Genomic DNA, 17416 nt, shown 5'->3' with positions numbered 1-17416 from the left:
TTTTCACGGCGGGAGTCAGGCAGCATGGCGCAGCAGTATCAACCGGGGCAACGCTGGATTAGTGACAGCGAAGCAGAGCTGGGGTTAGGCACCGTTCTGGCACAGGACGGGCGCTTGTTGACCGTGCTCTATCCGGCCACTGGCGACACCCGCCAGTATGCGCTACGGAATGCGCCCCTCACTCGTGTGAGGTTTTCGCCGGGTGACACCATCACCCATTTCGAAGGCTGGAAAATGACCGTACAGGAAGTCGACGACGTCGACGGCCTGCTGGTCTACCACGGCCTCAATGGGCAGAACGAGCAGGTCACCCTGCCGGAAACCCAACTGTCCAACTTCATCCAGTTCCGCCTGGCCAGCGACCGTCTCTTCGCCGGGCAGATCGATCCGCTGGCGTGGTTCTCGCTGCGCTACCACACGCTGGAACACACCAGCCGCCAGTTGCAGTCCTCGTTGTGGGGCCTGGGCGGTGTGCGTGCACAACCTATTGCGCACCAACTGCACATCGCCCGTGAAGTCGCTGACCGTATCGCGCCGCGGGTCTTGCTGGCTGACGAAGTGGGCCTGGGCAAGACCATCGAAGCGGGCCTTGTGATCCATCGCCAACTGCTCTCGGGCCGCGCCAGCCGCGTGCTGATCCTGGTCCCGGAAAACCTGCAGCACCAGTGGCTGGTGGAAATGCGCCGCCGCTTCAACCTGCAGGTCGCGCTGTTCGACGAAGAACGCTTTATCGAAAGCGATGCCACCAACCCGTTCGAAGACACCCAGCTTGCACTCGTTGCGCTGGAATGGCTGGTGGACGACGAGAAGGCCCAGGACGCGCTGTTCGCCGCCGGCTGGGACTTGCTGGTGGTCGACGAAGCGCACCACCTGGTGTGGCATGAAGACAAGGCCAGCGCCGAGTACTCGCTGGTCGAACAACTGGCTGAAGTAATCCCAGGCGTGCTGTTGCTCACCGCCACCCCGGAACAACTGGGCCAGGACAGCCACTTTGCGCGCCTGCGCCTGCTGGACCCGAACCGCTTCCACGACCTGCAAGCCTTCCGCGCCGAGAGCGAAAACTATCGCCCGGTGGCCGAAGCCGTGCAGGAGCTGCTGGACAAGGGCCGCCTGTCGCCGACCGCACACAAGACCATTCAAGGCTTCCTCGGCGACGAAGGCGAAGCCCTGCTCACCGCCGTCAACGATGGCGACACCGAGGCCAGTGCACGCCTGGTACGTGAACTGCTGGACCGCCACGGTACCGGCCGCGTACTGTTCCGCAACACCCGCGCTGCCGTGCAAGGCTTCCCCGAGCGCAAGCTGCACGCCTACCCGCTGCCAAACCCGGATGAATACCTCGAACTGCCTTTGGGCGAACACGCCGAGCTGTACCCGGAAGTCAGCTTCCAGGCACAACCGGATATCGAGGAAGAACACCGCTGGTGGCGCTTCGACCCGCGTGTCGAGTGGCTGATCGATCAGCTGAAAATGCTCAAGCGCACCAAGGTCCTGGTGATCTGCGCCCACGCCGAAACCGCCATGGACCTGGAAGACGCCCTGCGCGTGCGCTCCGGCATCCCGGCCACGGTGTTCCATGAGGGCATGAACATCCTCGAGCGTGACCGCGCCGCCGCTTACTTTGCCGATGAAGAGTTCGGCGCCCAGGTGCTGATCTGTTCGGAAATCGGCAGTGAAGGCCGCAACTTCCAATTCTCCCACCACCTGGTGCTGTTCGACCTGCCGTCCCACCCCGACCTGCTGGAACAGCGTATCGGCCGTCTGGACCGGATCGGCCAGAAACACGTGATCGAACTGCACGTACCGTACCTGGAAACCAGCCCGCAACAGCGCCTGTTCCAGTGGTACCACGAAGCGCTCAACGCCTTCCTCAACACCTGCCCGACCGGCAACGCCTTGCAGCATCAGTTCGGCCCGCGCCTGCTGCCATTGCTCGAAGCCGCCGACGACGGCGAGTGGCAAGCCTTGATCGACGAAGCCCGTGCCGAGCGCGAGCGCCTGGAACAAGAGCTGCACACCGGTCGTGACCGCTTGCTGGAACTCAACTCCGGCGGCGCCGGTGAAGGCGATGCGCTGGTCGAGGACATCCTTGAGCAAGACGACCAGTTCGCCCTGCCGATCTATATGGAAACCCTGTTCGACGCCTTCGGCATCGACAGCGAAGACCATTCGGAAAACGCGCTGATCTTGAAACCCAGCGAAAAAATGCTCGACGCCAGCTTCCCCCTGGGCGACGACGAAGGTGTAACCATCACCTACGACCGTAACCAGGCGCTGTCGCGTGAAGACATGCAGTTCATCACCTGGGAACACCCGATGGTGCAAGGCGGCATGGACCTGGTGCTGTCCGGTTCCATGGGCAACACCGCCGTGGCGTTGATCAAGAACAAGGCGCTCAAGCCGGGCACTGTGCTGCTGGAACTGCTCTATGTCAGCGAAGTGGTTGCCCCGCGCTCGCTGCAACTGGGCCGTTACCTGCCACCGGCCGCCCTGCGCTGCCTGCTGGATGCCAATGGCAACGACCTGTCGGGCCGCGTGTCGTTCGTGACCTTGAACGACCAACTGGAAAGCGTACCGCGAGCCAGCGCCAACAAGTTCGTGCAGGCCCAGCGCGATCAGCTCACACCGCGCATCAACGCCGGTGAAGAGAAGATCGCCCCGCGTCACGCCGAGCGTGTGGCCGAAGCCAAGCGCCGCCTGGCCGCAGACACCGATGAAGAACTGGCGCGCCTGACCGCATTGCAAGCGGTCAACCCCACCGTGCGTGACAGCGAGCTGGTTGCCCTGCGCAATCAGCGCGAGCAAGGCCTGGCCATGCTCGACAAGGCGGCGCTGCGACTGGAAGCGATTCGGGTGTTGGTGGCGGGCTGATCATTCGCTGTCAGTAGAAGGCCCGCGCAATGCGGGCCTTTTTATTTGTCTTCAGGGCCTCATCGGGGCATGGGTATCTACACAACTTCAGTTCGCAGCCCCTACGGTAACCACGATGCGAAGCGAGCTGCTCTTGATCTTGATCTTAGGCGCCCCGTTAAACCACGCTGGCCGGAATTCGACAGGGATTTGGGGGGTAAACCGGCAGGGATGCCGGTTTAGCCGCCCCGCGCCATGGATGGCGCGTGGCGGCGGCCCCCCAAATCACTGGCGGATTACGGGCACACCGAGCCTAGGCGAGGTGCCGAGTGGTGGGGCAAGAGCGTTTTGCTTACTTTTGACTGGGCCGGCATTCCGGCTTTTCAAAAGTGAGCCGCCGTAAGGGCGGAACCAATAGCGGCCGTTACCCAAACAACGGATATGTACTCGGTCTGATCCAACATCCTGGTCGGCCCTGAGGCCGCCATCGGGAGCAAGTCGATAGGGTCACCGCGGTCTCAAGCTGTAGCGGCAGCCGCCGGCACCTCAACCGCACTCAACCCCTCCTTCATCTTCTTGGCATCACGTACAAAACTGCGCGAGGCCTGAAACAGAAACAGCATGGTCAAGAACAGCGCCACCGGAATCAGGTACATGGCGTCATGCAACCCCACGGCTTTATAAGCCTCAGTCATTTGCTCTGCCCCGGCCGCATACATCGCCGAATGGGCAAAGTGATCGGACAGCGCCCCGACCACCACCGGCCCCATGCCACCGCCGAGCAAATACAGGCCTGCAAAGAATAGCGCCATGGCCGTGGCACGCAGGCGCGGTTCGACCACGTCCTGGATCGCGGTATACACGCAGGTATAGAAATTATAGGCAAACAGCCAGCCCACACTGAACAGCGCGACAAACACGCCTATCTCGATACGCCCGGCATGCAAGGCCCAGGCGGTAGTCACCGTGGAGATGATCAAGCTGCACGCAGCAAACAGCAGACGGCCGTTGGCGACCCGCTGATGGATCTTGTCGGCAATCCAGCCACCCAGGGTCAAGCCCACCAGGCCGGTCAAGCCGACGATCACACCGGTGGCGACGGCAGCGTCCTGCAACGGCAGGAGGAAATAGCGTTGCAGCATCGGCACCAGGAACGAGTTGCACGCATACGTGGCAAAGTTAAAGCACAACCCGGCCAGCACCAGCCACAGGAAGGTCGGCACCGCCAGTACGCGGCGGATCGGGCGGTCTACACGCTCCTGGGACACTTGCACGGTTTCCGCCGCGCCGCGCTTAGGCTCTTTGATATAGAACATGAACACCGCCAGGATCATTCCGGGCACGGCGGCGATAAAGAACGGGGCACGCCAGCTATCAAACGCCTTGACCATCGCGCCAATGGTGAAAAACGCCAGCAGCAGCCCCAACGGCAGGCCGAGCATGAAAATCCCCATGGCCCGGGCGCGGCGATGGGCGGGGAACAGGTCGCCGATCAGTGAATTGGCCGCCGGTGCATAGCTGGCTTCCCCGATGCCGATGCCCATACGCACCAACAGGAAGGTCCAGAAACTCCCGACCATGCCATTGACCGCCGTCAGCCCGCTCCAGGCGAACAGGCCCCAGCCCATCAATTTGCTGCGCGAGCCGGTGTCGGCCAGTCGCCCGAGCGGCAGCCCGGCAATGGCGTAGACAATGGTAAAGGCGGTGCCGATGATACCGAGCTGAAAGTCGCTCAGGTGCCATTCCATGCGGATCGGCTCGATGATGATCGCGGGGATGGTGCGATCGAAGAAGTTGAACAGGTTGGCCAGGAACAGCAGGAACAGAATGCGCCAGGCATTCGCCGCTTGGGTCGAGTTCTGCATGGGTCCGTCTCTTTTATTGTTATGAGCGCTACGATGCCCGATGCATCCTGCCCGGTACCTGCAACATAGTCAGCTGAGGCGCGGTTGTCTGTAATGATTCGTAAAGCTGATAGGGCATGATTTCACCCGGTAACACGGGGATTTGTCCCACAAAAATATAAGTGCGCCTCCCCCTTCCCAACGGCCATGGCACGGATAGAATGGCGAGCCTTCCTGTAACACCCCCAACCTACTTTCTTATTGATGACGCCCATGTCCGAAGCCAGTCCGTGTCTGAATTGCGGTGCCTGCTGTTCACACTTTCGCGTGTCTTTCTTTTGGGGTGAGTGCGCCTCATCCGGGGGCACGGTGCCCGATGATCTGGTGGTGCAGATCAACCCGACCCGGGTGGCAATGATCGGTACCGATCAAAAGCCTGCGCGCTGTTGCAGCCTTGAGGGCGAAGTGGGCAAAAGCACCAGTTGCTCGATCTATGCACAGCGTTCGAGCCCGTGTCGCGAGTTCGATGCTTCCTGGAGCCAGGGTGTACAGAACGTTGATTGCGATGCTGCCCGTGCTGCCTTCGGCCTGGCCCCTTTGCAAGCTCCGCCGTTTGAACTGGACCTGCCCATCAGCGCTTAGCACCAAACGCTATGCACAGCATGACAAATTAATTGAGATCAAAATGCCATTACCCATGGCAAATTCCATGAGGCTTCTATACTCGACATGGTAGGTCATCGCCTCTGGCAGTGACGTGGCTCTATGACGGGATACGCTATGGAATGGCTGGGCCAGCATTTTTTCACCGACCTTCCAGACACCGGGCATTTATTGCTCAATTGCAGCCATAACCCCTTTCTGGTGCTACTGGCGTATCTGGTTGCCTGCGCAGCGGGGTTCGGCACGCTGGACATGGCCGAACGCGTCGGCCATGTAGAAGACCCCACCGCTCGCCGCCACTGGCGCTGGCTGGGAGCGGGCTGCCTGGCGGGCGGGATCTGGTCGACCCACTTCATCAGTATGCTGGCGTTCCAGGCCCCGATCGCCATTCATTACGAATTACTCACGACGTTTGCCTCGCTGTTGATCGCCCTGATCGCCTCGCTGTTCGCCATGAAAACCCTCAGTCATGCCCATCTGCGTGTGCACCAATACCTGCTGGCTTCGATATGGATGGGGCTGGGCATCGCGCTGATGCATTACGTGGGCATGGCGGCGATGCGCTCCCAGGCGCAGGTGTACTTTGAATCGCAGTTGTTCATGGCCTCGGTGGCGATTGCCATCGTTGCCAGCCTTGCGGCGTTGCTGCTGTCCAGTTACCTGCGCAACGGTGCCGGGGTGTTTCACCAACTGCTCAAGTACGCCGCCAGCCTGGTTCTTGGCGCGGGGATCCTGAGCATGCACTTCACCGGCATGGCGGCCATGCAAATGCTGGTACCCAGCGGCGCGGACCTGTCGTTGCCGGTGGACAACAATCCGATTCAACTGGGCCTGTCGGTGGCGGTGATTACCCTCTTGGTGATCGGCAGCGGTGTCAGCGCAGCCCTGGCAGACAAAAAACTGCAGCACAAGGAGCGTGACCTGCGCCGCGTCAATGCGCTGCTCAGCGAACTCGACCAGGCCCGCGCCTCACTGCAACAAGTGGCCCATTTTGACGCGTTGACCAACTTGCTCAACCGCCGTGGTTTCAATCAGATCTTCGCGGAGAAAGTTGCAGAAAAAACCCGAAGCCAAGGCATGATGGCGGTGATCTTCCTCGACATTGACCACTTCAAGCGCATCAATGACAGCCTCGGCCATGACGCTGGTGACCAGTTGCTCACGGTGCTGGCCGGGCATATCAAGGGCTCGATACGTAGCCGTGAGGATGTGGTCGCACGGTTTGGCGGCGATGAGTTCTGCATCCTGATCAATATCCATCACCGCGACGAAGCGCGGCACATGGCCCAGCGCATCATGCAGAAAATGAAAGAACCCATCGAACTGGCCGGCCGCCGCATGGTGATGACTACCAGCATCGGTATCAGCCTGTTCCCCGACGATGGCCAAACCTGCGAAGAACTGCTGAAGACCGCCGACCTGGCGCTGTACCAATCCAAGGACACCGGGCGCAACAGCCTGAACTTCTTCAGCTCCAACCTGAAAACCCGTGCCTCCCTGGAACTGCAACTGGAAGAGGAGCTTCGTGCCGCATTGCGCGCACGCACCGAACTGGTGCTGTTCTATCAACCAATCTTCGACATGAAACTGGGCAAGGTCACGCGCCTTGAGGCACTGGTGCGCTGGCAACACCCCCAGCATGGGTTGCTGGCCCCGGACCGGTTTATCGGCATCGCCGAGAACAATGGGCTGATCGCCGAGTTGGACCACTGGGTATTGCGCCAGGCCTGTCACGACCTGAGCCTGTTGTCTGACCGGGGCTACACCGAGTTGACCATGGCCGTGAACTGCTCGGCCCTGAACCTGGCGCGGGACGAGCTGGCCGATGAAATCGAAGACGCCCTGCGCTTTGCCGGCGTGGCGGCCAACCGCCTGGAACTGGAAGTCACCGAAAATGCGCTGATGGGCAATATCAGCAGCACCCTGGCGCTGTTGCGGCAAATCCGTGCCCTGGGGGTCTCCCTGGCGATCGATGATTTCGGCACCGGCTACTCATCCCTGGCCTATCTCAAGCGCCTGCCGCTTAACACCTTGAAGATTGATCGCTCGTTTATCCAGGACATCCCCAAATCCACCGCAGACAGCGAAATCGTCCAGGCGATTATCGGCATGGCCCACACCCTGCACTTGCAGGTGGTGACCGAAGGCGTGGAAACACAGGCGCAGTTTGAGCTATTGCTCAAGCACGACTGTGACTTCATCCAGGGTTACCTGCTCAGCCCGGCGGTGCCGTTCAACGACATCATCGGTGTGATGCAAGGCATTGCGATGCGCAATCCGCTCTACCCCTTCAGCGTGGAAGGCAATAAAGAGGCCGCTGCCCCCAAAGAACCCGCCGCAGGCCGTATCGGCCCGCCGGCCATCGTCAGGCCAATTCGCTGACGCCGAAGCTTTGGCCTTAGCCATCATTTGACGAAAAGCCCCCGACGAACGGCCGACTCACCAGAGTCCGACGAGGGGTCCTTTTAAAAAACAGGGTTAGAACCGAGCGTCCCGGCACATCGCGCCCAACGACCTCCAAAAATAGCGCTGCCTCCTAGACCTGCGACGTCTTGTCGCCCCATGAGCAGCGCCCGCTGGCCATCCAGCCCCGACTGGAAGATGATTCATCTCGTATCTGTTTGACCCTCGCGGCATCAAGACCAAACAGTCGCGCCGTTATTCAGTAGAGAGAAACGTCCAACTTTATAATGAACAGCTGAGGAGGCTGTACCCCGTGCCGATTGTGCTGAACCCCTCCGACCAAGTTTATCAATTTGTTCTCTCTCAGCGCTGAACCGACGAGTCCGCTCCTGTTAGGGAAGCTGAAGTAATCTTGAGGTACGCTGAATCTCTCCACCTGTCCTGTGATGAAAGGCTCTGTCACGTCCACGGGATGCAGACAATACAGCGTATCGTCCCCGACCCGCCTGAACAAAAGCGCAGTACCATCTTCTGTCGAATCAAGAAACTCAGCACGTGCGACCCTGCTCATGACTTCGACCATAAGCGCCCGGAGTGTGACCGGTCCCTGGCGAGTGACGGCTTGATGGTAATAAGGATGAAAACTGTCAGGCTCGAAATCCAAGCGGCGCCAGACTTTTGGTTGAGTCCCCTTATGAGCTCGACTGATAGGCAATCTGCGATTCGCACCTCTCGTAGGGTGAGTCAGCCCAAGCAGTGACAGAGGGTCACTTACTTGCGATTGGCCCGTGCGCCATACACGTAGCATGTCCACGAACTTGAAATCCTTCTGGTAGAGATTGAACACAGCCCTGGCAACTTGAGTTTGGCTGGTAGATGTCATTTCTGGAAACGCGTCCTGAACGTAAGCAGCAATTGTCTTTTCAAAAGGCCGCCGCTCCAGGACGTGCCAGGCCCGCGTACTGGTGTTGTAGGTTGCGATCATAGGCTGTTCGCCAGGATTGTTTCGCAACATCAACTCGAAACTATCAAAATCGTTATACGAAATGTTCGGGTTTCGAACACCGACTACCGTCTCGTACACGCGCCCATCAAAGGTGGTCCGATAAAAACGATCATCTAACTTAATGAAGGTACCTTCAACCTGAGACCAACCTGCCCCCTCCGTGAAAACGGGTTTGTACTCAAAAACATCGTAGGTGTCGTGCACTTGTTTCAACAACCCGGCTTGAATTTGCTGGCCCCAGGATTTCCACTGGTGGGTCACAATGACACTCGGACGCGCCACAGGCATGGCAACAGGAACCGAGTGCGCCGCTTGATCAATACCTTGCAACCGTAGCCTGACCTGATCAAGGGTCGTTACCGAATTAAGGTACTGACGAAACTCATGGGGAATATCCCGCAAACCGATGGAGTCCCACTGCGTCGAGCCGTCTCCCAAATCCCGGACGAAACGAAGTTCCATAGCCCTTTCACGGCCAGCGGGGAAATCAAATGAGTCCAACACCCTGGCAGCCTGTTGCGCATCCAGGTCGGGGTAGAGCCTGATCAGGTCATCTCGCGCCATGCGTGAGTGATAGCCGCCTCTCAAACCATACTCTGGCGAGCGTATGACCCACTCATTCAAAGTGTTCTGAGCAAGGGGCGGCAGGTGATACTGATATTCAGCCGTTTGACGAGGCCTTTGCAGGCGCCAGGTGCCGGTCCCCGAGGTTTCGTCAAAGGTGACCTTGTACCAGTGGTCCTTCTCCTTGAGAAAATGCTGCCCTGGCGTCGAGCCTTTTCCCGGGCGGGTGTAGATCCCTTTGCTTTCCCATCCGGACAGAGGAGTCACATCTTTCGGCGCAGCCTTGAGGGCCATGCTGTGGGGTAATCGCGGGCGTACAGGCGGGGTGAGACGTATCGGAGCAAAGCCCACGGCGCCATCAACCAAGGCTCCGACTGCATACGTGAAAGCCCTCACAAACTCATGTGTCGCTCCGACAGAGTCATCATTTTGCAAAGCATCCAGGGCCGCACTCAACGACATTGCGCTGCGCACCAGGCCGATGACAAAGGTGATTTTGATCGGAAAAACTGCCAGTGCCAGTTCCACCAGCCCTTCAACAACGGTCCAGACGCTACGTACATTCGACTCATGGGTGCTGGTGGTCTTGCGATCCGCGTGGGCGATAGCGGCACGAGCTTCGACGTCATAAGACCACTCGAGAAAGTTCAGTCTGATGGGCGATAACGAGACCTCGCTGCGAAAAATCCCTCTTTTGAGCGTGTTGCGCAGCCTGGGTAGCGCATCGCCGTCCATCCTTTCAAACAGGTAGTCACGCCATGCCTCGTCATTGATAAATTGCTCAAGCAGTTGCGTCATACCGGTGAATTCACGAAATGCCCGTCCGTCTTTCGCTCGCGGGGTGTAAAGCACCACGGTATAGACCTTTGGTTTTTTCGAGATGAAAGCCAACACCCCCCTCACGAGAATGTCACGTACATATAGCGCGGCGACCACGACGTTATAACCCTCGACCTTTGCCCGCTGACCGTTGTCGGTGGGTTGATCGAGCACGCTTTTAACCAACAGATAACTAAGGTCCTGCGGGTGCGCTAAATAATCCTTGGCGATCTTGGCTTCAATGGCATCAACCCTGAGCTGTTTGTGCATCACATTGACAAAATCCTGCTTGAGCGTGCGAGCCTCGCTGGACGTCAGCAAACGCGTTTTGAGAAACTCAATGTAGGAGCCGCCGATATCCACGTCCCGCACCAGGTCCTTGACTTGCTGCGTGGTCAACTCCGTATAGGGCTCGCCGTAGAGGCTTAAGCGGGACTTGGCTACGAACACCTCGTCGAAATAATCGACATTGACCAACGCCAACTCGGCCAGGCTTTTTGTTTGAATGGAATAGTGGGACTGGCCGTCTTGCGGATTAGGCCTGGCACCGGGAAAGTAGATGCCCGGTGCAGGGTTTGGCCGACGAATAGTGACCTTGATATCGGAGGGGTCCGTGTTGATGCCATATTGTTCCTCCAGCGCCTGCGCCAGTTGTTCATTGCTGTAGGCCAGTAATGCTTTGTGGTCACCAAACTGTAAAACCGAGGGCGCGCCCTCCCCTGTATCGGTACGTTGCAGCTCATTCAAGTAGTCGCGCACGGCCGTCGCCCAGGCCTGCTTGTCCGTTTCCGATGCTGTACTTAAAAATTGATCGAGTTCAGCCTTGGAGCGCTTTGTTTCACGAGCGAGCAGCACATCACTTACGCCAAACAGCCGCTGCATGTCCGTGGCCAAATTCAAGCTGGCCGGCAATTGGCTGAAGTCGTCGTCTACACCGCGCTGCTGATAACGGCTTACCTCGAATGCGAAGTCTTCGATCAGCTTTTCGTATTGCGACGCTACACTGGTGCTGAAGACCGACTCGAAAATCTCCTCATAGGCAAAGCACCCTGCGGCGGGCACTGTGTCACGCAGGGTTGTAGCAGGTTCACAATCTTTGTTTGCCAGCAGTGTGAACAGGCTATCGAACTCGTAGTCGGTGTTTAAACGACGATGCAGTTCCTGATCCAGAAGCGCCAGAGAAGGGAATGCCTCCAGCCCTCGATTGGGTGTGAACAACACCACAATGCCCACGCTGGCACTGGGCTCGACACGGCGAACGACAGGGGCCGCGGGTGAGGTGTCGTTAGCTGATGGCGGATCAGACGGGTCCCGGGACGTCAGCACCAACGCCCCATGCAAGGGCATGTCCGCAGTTGTGCCCTTCAGCGCCAGGGAGTAGCCGACAGGCCGGTTGGGTCTTGTTTGTCGCGCCACAGCATCGGGATACGCCACAAACGCCTCAACCAGCAGCAAGCCATTAGAGTTCAGCGTTCCGTCCCCCCTGAGCAACGTCGATTCCAGGCTGATTTGCGAACTGCGCGCCAAACCCACGTATTGCTTGTGCGAACGCGGGTTTTCTGTGGTCACTGCCTTATTCCAGAACGCATCCAGGCAAGTCTTGTAGGCGGTCTTCAGTGAACCCGCAAGATCATCCAGGAAAGCGTCAAATGCAGCTGGGGTAAGCGACGATGGCAACCCCTGGTCGGCCGCCTCGTCTCGATCGAAGGTAAAGCGGGTACGGCGATTGGCATACGCGGTGGGTTGATTATCGACAATTCGCCTCACCACGGCATCCATCAAGCTGGGGAGTAGCCGGAGCACCTGATCGGCATCCTGCTCGACCGCCGCGTCGCTCGAATCGCTTTTAATGAACACCCGAGAGGCGTCCAAAGGCTTGGCGGTCGAGGGGAATATGGCATTCACTCGCTCGTTTACAAACGATGAAAAGCTCGGCCGCGCACGCAGAACCTGAAGCTTTTTATCGATGCCTTCGAGTTGATTCCGGTAGTGCGCCTTGTAGTCATTATCCTGCGTAGCCCAAAGACTTGCAGAGGGGGTGGAAGACAATCGTGATGCCAGTTGCATAGTTGAGCCCTTGCTGAAAATTGAATAGTTCAGGGCTCAAAATTACGTTGCTGTCAGTTCGAGTAGGCAGCACATACTTACGACGGCGATTCAGTTGTACTCAGTAACAATTAAACTGAGCTGGCGACAGTCACACAACTGTGCCCATGACGTTAACGTCACCCTTACGTGTGACGTTTCTCTACGGCAAAGAGCCATCACGCTACTCGGCTACACACTTTATGTGGCGCCAATTAGCGCCCCGATGTGGTGCGCAGCATCATAACGGCGCCCTTTCCTGGATCAGTATCCACGGCGAAACCACCACCGCCCACAGGCTCGGATCACGCTCAACAAGGTCCAACGCCCGCGTCGCAGACACTTCGCCAAGGCTCCCTGAAGCCAGCCAGGCAGCGACTTTGTCACGGTTGTCTTCGGCCATTCCCTCGGCCGCCTCGATCAAATCCAGGGCAGCGTCGACCCACAATAGGGCGCCCTTGGCAAAGAACGGCTCTAGCTCCTTCCAGGAAATTTCAGCGGTTTCACCGAGCAGCTTGGCATAGAGGGTGCTAGGTTCTTGCGTCATGGGAGTTCACCTGAGTAAAAAATCGGCGCAATCATAGCCTTCTGACTCAGGCAGAAAAACCCAGTAGCAAATGAGGTAGCGATTGAAAGGGCCGGGAAAGCCAGGGAACACCTTGAAGACGGGTGTAAGCCCGCCGCAATTCTGTCTTTTTCTTTCATTTAAGCGACACGCTCAGGTTTTGCCCCCCGTTGCCAGCTTTTCAATTGATCAACCGGCGCTCTACACTGTACCGGTACAGTTGCCAGGGCAATACCGGGGGGATATCCGCGATATCTGATCCGGTTCTGCAGCTCACAAGGCCGCTAGAACTATAAAAAATACAACAGTAAGAGTGGAGCACTATGAATAAGGCTACTAAGCAGATTTCCAAACTGTTTGCCGCTATGGTCCTGGCTGGGGTTGCCGGCCATTCGTTCGCAGCTGACACCATCAAGATCGGCATCTCCGGTCCCAAGACCGGTCCGGTAACGCAATACGGCGACATGCAATTCATGGGTGCCAAGCAAGCCATCAAGGACATCAACGCCAAGGGCGGCGTGGATGGCAAAATGCTTGAAGCCAAGGAATACGACGACGCTTGCGATCCCAAACAAGCCGTGGCCGTCGCCAACAAAGTGGTCAACGACGGCGTCAAGTTCGTAGTCGGTCACCTCTGCTCCAGCTCCACTCAGCCAGCGTCGGATATTTATGAAGACGAAGGCGTCATCATGATTACCCCGGCTGCCACCAGCCCTGAAATCACTTCCCGTGGCTACAAGCTGATTTTCCGCACCATTGGTCTGGACAGCGCACAAGGCCCGGCAGCCGGCAACTACATCGCCGACCACGTCAAACCGAAAATCGTTGCGGTACTGCACGACAAGCAGCAGTACGGTGAAGGCATCGCCACCGCCGTGAAAAAGACCCTCGAAGAAAAAGGCACCAAGGTTGCCGTCTTCGAAGGATTGAACGCCGGCGACAAGGACTTCTCCTCGATCATCCAGAAACTCAAGCAAGCCAACGTCGACTTCGTCTACTACGGCGGCTACCACCCTGAGCTTGGCCTGATCCTGCGCCAGGCCAAGGAAAAAGGCCTGAACGCCAAGTTCATGGGCCCGGAAGGCGTCGGTAACGACTCCATCTCGCAAATCGCCCAGGGCGCTTCCGAAGGCCTGCTGGTGACCCTGCCGAAATCCTTCGACACCGACCCTGCCAACAAAGCCATCGTTGAAGAGTTCACCAAGAACAAGCAGGACCCGACCGGTCCGTTCGTGTTCCCGGCGTACTCGGCGGTTGAAGTCATCGCCGGCGGTATCGCTGCCGCGAAAAGCGAAGACACCGCCAAAGTGGCTGAAGCCATCCACGCCGGCACCTTCAAGACCCCTACCGGCGACCTGAGCTTCGACGCCAAGGGCGACCTGAAGGACTTCAAGTTCGTGGTCTACGAATGGCACTTCGGTAAACCAAAAACCGAAGTTTCCCCTCAGTAAGCCAGGCGTTACTGGTCAACAAGCCCACTGTGCAAGCAGTGGGCTTTGTTTTACGAGGTTTATGGGCCATGTCACCCGCGATCCGGGCGCTGGCTCACCTGAAAATCTTAAAACCGTCACCAGCGGTTCGCTGGCAAACGCTTCGTGCAACCTGGTCACAGAACAGGGCACCGAGCCGGAAATGACTCCACCAGTGAAATGCGTATCGGGTTTTTAGGAGCGCTGTAATGCCTGAGATCTATCATTTTTTCCAACAGCTGGTTAATGGCCTGACCATTGGCAGCACCTATGCCTTGATAGCCATTGGCTACACAATGGTTTACGGCATCATTGGAATGATCAACTTCGCCCATGGCGAGGTGTACATGATTGGTTCCTATGTGGCCTTCATCGCCCTTGCCGGGCTGGCCATGATGGGGATCCACTCCCTGCCGCTGTTGATGACCGCTGCGTTCCTGGCATCGATCATCGTGACCAGTGCCTATGGCTACAGTATCGAGCGGGTTGCCTACCGTCCCTTGCGTGGCAGCAACCGTTTGATCCCGCTGATTTCCGCCATCGGCATGTCGATTTTCCTGCAGAACACCGTACTGCTGTCCCAGGACTCCAAGGACAAGTCCATTCCCAACCTGATCCCGGGGAGCATCTCCTTCGGCCCAGGTGGCGCACAAGAAGTGCTGATTTCGTACATGCAGATTCTGGTTTTCGTGGTCACCCTGGTGGCCATGCTGGGCCTGACCCTGTTCATTTCCCGCTCCCGTCTGGGGCGCGCCTGCCGGGCCTGTGCCGAAGACATCAAGATGGCCAACCTGCTGGGCATCAACACCAACAACATCATCGCCCTGACCTTCGTCATTGGTGCTGCGCTGGCGGCCGTGGCGGCCGTGTTGCTGAGCATGCAATACGGCGTGATCAACCCCAACGCCGGTTTCCTGGTGGGCCTCAAGGCCTTTACCGCAGCGGTATTGGGCGGCATCGGCAGCATTCCGGGCGCCATGCTCGGCGGGCTGGTGCTGGGTGTGGCCGAAGCCTTTGGCGCCGATATCTTCGGCGACCAGTACAAGGACGTCGTAGCGTTCGGCCTGTTGGTTCTGGTGCTGTTGTTCCGTCCGACCGGCATCCTGGGCCGTCCGGAGGTTGAGAAAGTATGAGCAGATATCTTAAATCGGCGTTTTTCAGCGCCTTGCTGGTATGGGCAGTGGCCTTCCCGGTACTCGGCCTCAAGCTGAGCATTGTCGGCATCAACCTGGAAGTGCACGGCACCGGGCCCATGACCCTGACCGTCATCGCCTTATGTTCGGTGCTGATGTTTCTGCGCGTGCTGTTCACCCAGCAGGTCGGTGCCTTGTTCAAGGGCAACCGTGCTCCATTGGTGTCACCCAAGGTCAGCCAATTCCTGACCCTGCCGCGCACCCAGCGCTACATCATCATTGGCCTGATTATCGCCGCGCTGATCTGGCCGTTCTTCGGCTCCCGCGGTGCGGTCGACATTGCGACGCTGATCCTGATCTACGTGTTGCTGGGCCTGGGCCTGAACATCGTGGTGGGCCTGGCCGGCCTGCTCGACCTGGGTTATGTGGGCTTCTACGCCGTGGGTGCCTACACCTACGCGCTGCTCTCGCACTACCTGGGCTGGAGCTTCTGGATCTGCCTGCCGCTGGCCGGTATGGCGGCGGCGACGTTCGGCTTCCTGCTGGGCTTCCCGGTGCTGCGCCTGCGCGGTGACTACCTGGCCATCGTGACCCTGGGCTTCGGTGAGATCATCCGCCTGTTCCTGCGTAACCTCACCGATATCACCGGTGGGCCCAATGGTATCAGCAGCATTCCCAAGCCAACGTTCTTCGGGCTGTCGTTCGACCGCACCGCCGCCGAAGGCATGCAAACCTTCCACGAGTACTTCGGGATCGCCTACAACCCGGTCAGCAAAGTGGTGTTCCTGTACCTGGTGGCGCTGCTATTGGCGCTGGCGGCACTGTTCGTGATCAACCGTTTGCTGCGCATGCCCATCGGCCGTGCGTGGGAAGCGTTGCGCGAAGATGAAATCGCCTGCCGTGCCCTGGGCCTGAACCCGACCATCATCAAGCTCTCCGCGTTCACCCTGGGCGCCGCGTTCGCCGGTTTCGCCGGCAGCTTCTTCGCCGCTCGCCAGGGCCTGGTGACGCCGGAGTCGTTCACCTTTATCGAGTCGGCGATCATTCTCGCCATCGTGGTATTGGGTGGCATGGGCTCGCAACTGGGCGTGATCCTGGCGGCGATCGTGATGATCCTGCTGCCGGAAATGATGCGTGAGTTCAGCGAATACCGCATGTTGATGTTCGGCGCCATGATGGTGCTGATGATGATCTGGCGCCCTCAAGGCCTGCTGCCCATGCAACGTCCACACATGGAGCTGCGCAAATGAGCCGCGAGATCCTGAAAGTCGAAAACCTGAGCATGCGCTTCGGCGGCTTGCTGGCGGTCAATGGCGTGGCCCTGACCGTAAAAGAGAAACAGGTCGTGGCGCTGATCGGCCCCAACGGTGCCGGCAAGACCACGGTGTTCAACTGCCTCACCGGCTTCTACAAGCCGAGCGGCGGCAGCATCCTGCTGGACGGCCAACCGATCCAGGGCCTGGCGGGTCACGAGATCGCTCGCAAGGGCGTGGTGCGTACCTTCCAGAACGTGCGGTTGTTCAAGGACATGACCGCAGTCGAGAACCTGTTGATCGCCCAGCATCGTCACTTGAACACCAACTTCTTCGCGGGCCTGTTCAAGACCCCGGCGTTCCGCAAGAGCGAGCGCGAGGCCATGGAATACGCGGCGTACTGGCTGGACAAGGTCAACCTGACCGAGTTTGCCAACCGCCCGGCAGGCACCCTCGCCTACGGCCAGCAGCGTCGCCTGGAAATCGCCCGCTGCATGATGACCCGCCCGCGGATCCTCATGCTCGACGAACCTGCCGCGGGCCTGAACCCCAAGGAAACCGAAGACCTCAAGGCGCTGATCAGCGTGCTGCGTGAGGAAAACAACGCCACGGTGCTGTTGATCGAACACGACATGAAACTGGTCATGAGCATTTCCGACCATATTGTAGTGATCAACCAGGGCACGCCGCTGGCCGACGGCACGCCGGAGCAGATCCGCGACAATCCTGAAGTGATCAAAGCCTATCTGGGGGAAGCGTAAA

At 58.7% G+C, this 17416-nt stretch carries 10 protein-coding genes; 7 read left to right on the top strand and 3 right to left on the bottom strand.

The window, feature by feature from the left end; translation table 11 throughout:
- Positions 1-24 precede the first annotated feature (24 nt).
- Positions 25-2871, top strand: coding sequence for an RNA polymerase-associated protein RapA (gene rapA, locus PSEBG33_RS19705; RefSeq protein ID WP_005785851.1), 2847 nt, complete (start codon positions 25-27; stop codon positions 2869-2871).
- Positions 2872-3368: 497 nt separating this feature from the next.
- Here the strand turns inward: rapA and PSEBG33_RS19710 are convergent, their stop codons facing one another.
- Entirely contained in the window at positions 3369-4715 is a 1347-nt protein-coding gene (locus PSEBG33_RS19710) for a spinster family MFS transporter (RefSeq protein WP_005785849.1), read from the bottom strand.
- Between the two features lie 252 nt (positions 4716-4967).
- On the opposite strand from PSEBG33_RS19710, the gene PSEBG33_RS19715 reads away from it, so the two are divergent.
- Positions 4968-5336: a YkgJ family cysteine cluster protein gene (locus PSEBG33_RS19715; protein ID WP_032803342.1), complete on the top strand. Its 369-nt coding sequence runs from the start codon at positions 4968-4970 to the stop codon at positions 5334-5336.
- Positions 5337-5474: 138 nt separating this feature from the next.
- Positions 5475-7739, top strand: coding sequence for a putative bifunctional diguanylate cyclase/phosphodiesterase (locus PSEBG33_RS19720; RefSeq protein WP_005785845.1), 2265 nt, complete (start codon positions 5475-5477; stop codon positions 7737-7739).
- A 280-nt stretch (positions 7740-8019) separates the two neighbouring features.
- Here PSEBG33_RS19720 and PSEBG33_RS19725 read toward each other — a convergent pair whose 3' ends face one another.
- Both PSEBG33_RS19725 and PSEBG33_RS19730 read right to left on the bottom strand, forming a co-directional pair.
- Complete coding sequence (locus PSEBG33_RS19725) at positions 8020-12216, bottom strand: dermonecrotic toxin domain-containing protein (protein WP_005785842.1); 4197 nt, start codon at positions 12214-12216, stop codon at positions 8020-8022.
- A gap of 259 nt (positions 12217-12475) precedes the next feature.
- Positions 12476-12781, bottom strand: coding sequence for a DUF2288 domain-containing protein (locus PSEBG33_RS19730; protein WP_005785840.1), 306 nt, complete (start codon positions 12779-12781; stop codon positions 12476-12478).
- Between the two features lie 341 nt (positions 12782-13122).
- On the opposite strand from PSEBG33_RS19730, the gene PSEBG33_RS19735 reads away from it, so the two are divergent.
- The 4 genes from PSEBG33_RS19735 to livG all read left to right on the top strand — a co-directional run bounded on the left by PSEBG33_RS19735 (position 13123) and on the right by livG (position 17415).
- The gene (locus tag PSEBG33_RS19735) at positions 13123-14250 is read left to right on the top strand and encodes a branched-chain amino acid ABC transporter substrate-binding protein (RefSeq protein WP_005785839.1); all 1128 of its coding nucleotides are present in this window, start codon (positions 13123-13125) and stop codon (positions 14248-14250) included.
- 227 nt (positions 14251-14477) lie between these two features.
- Positions 14478-15401 (top strand): high-affinity branched-chain amino acid ABC transporter permease LivH, encoded by a 924-nt coding sequence (gene livH, locus PSEBG33_RS19740; protein WP_003193535.1) that lies wholly within the window; start codon positions 14478-14480, stop codon positions 15399-15401.
- Positions 15398-16651, top strand: a complete 1254-nt coding sequence (locus PSEBG33_RS19745) for a high-affinity branched-chain amino acid ABC transporter permease LivM (RefSeq protein WP_005785833.1) — start codon at positions 15398-15400, stop codon at positions 16649-16651. The genes livH and PSEBG33_RS19745 overlap by 4 nt, the downstream gene beginning before the upstream one ends.
- Positions 16648-17415 (top strand): high-affinity branched-chain amino acid ABC transporter ATP-binding protein LivG, encoded by a 768-nt coding sequence (gene livG, locus PSEBG33_RS19750; protein ID WP_005785832.1) that lies wholly within the window; start codon positions 16648-16650, stop codon positions 17413-17415. The genes PSEBG33_RS19745 and livG overlap by 4 nt, the downstream gene beginning before the upstream one ends.
- Position 17416 lies beyond the last annotated feature (1 nt).

Origin of the sequence: Pseudomonas synxantha BG33R (assembly GCF_000263715.2) — a bacterium.
GTDB lineage: Bacteria > Pseudomonadota > Gammaproteobacteria > Pseudomonadales > Pseudomonadaceae > Aquipseudomonas > Aquipseudomonas synxantha_A.
Note: the sequence above shows the minus strand (reverse complement) of the source record. Positions and strands in the feature narration are given on the sequence as shown.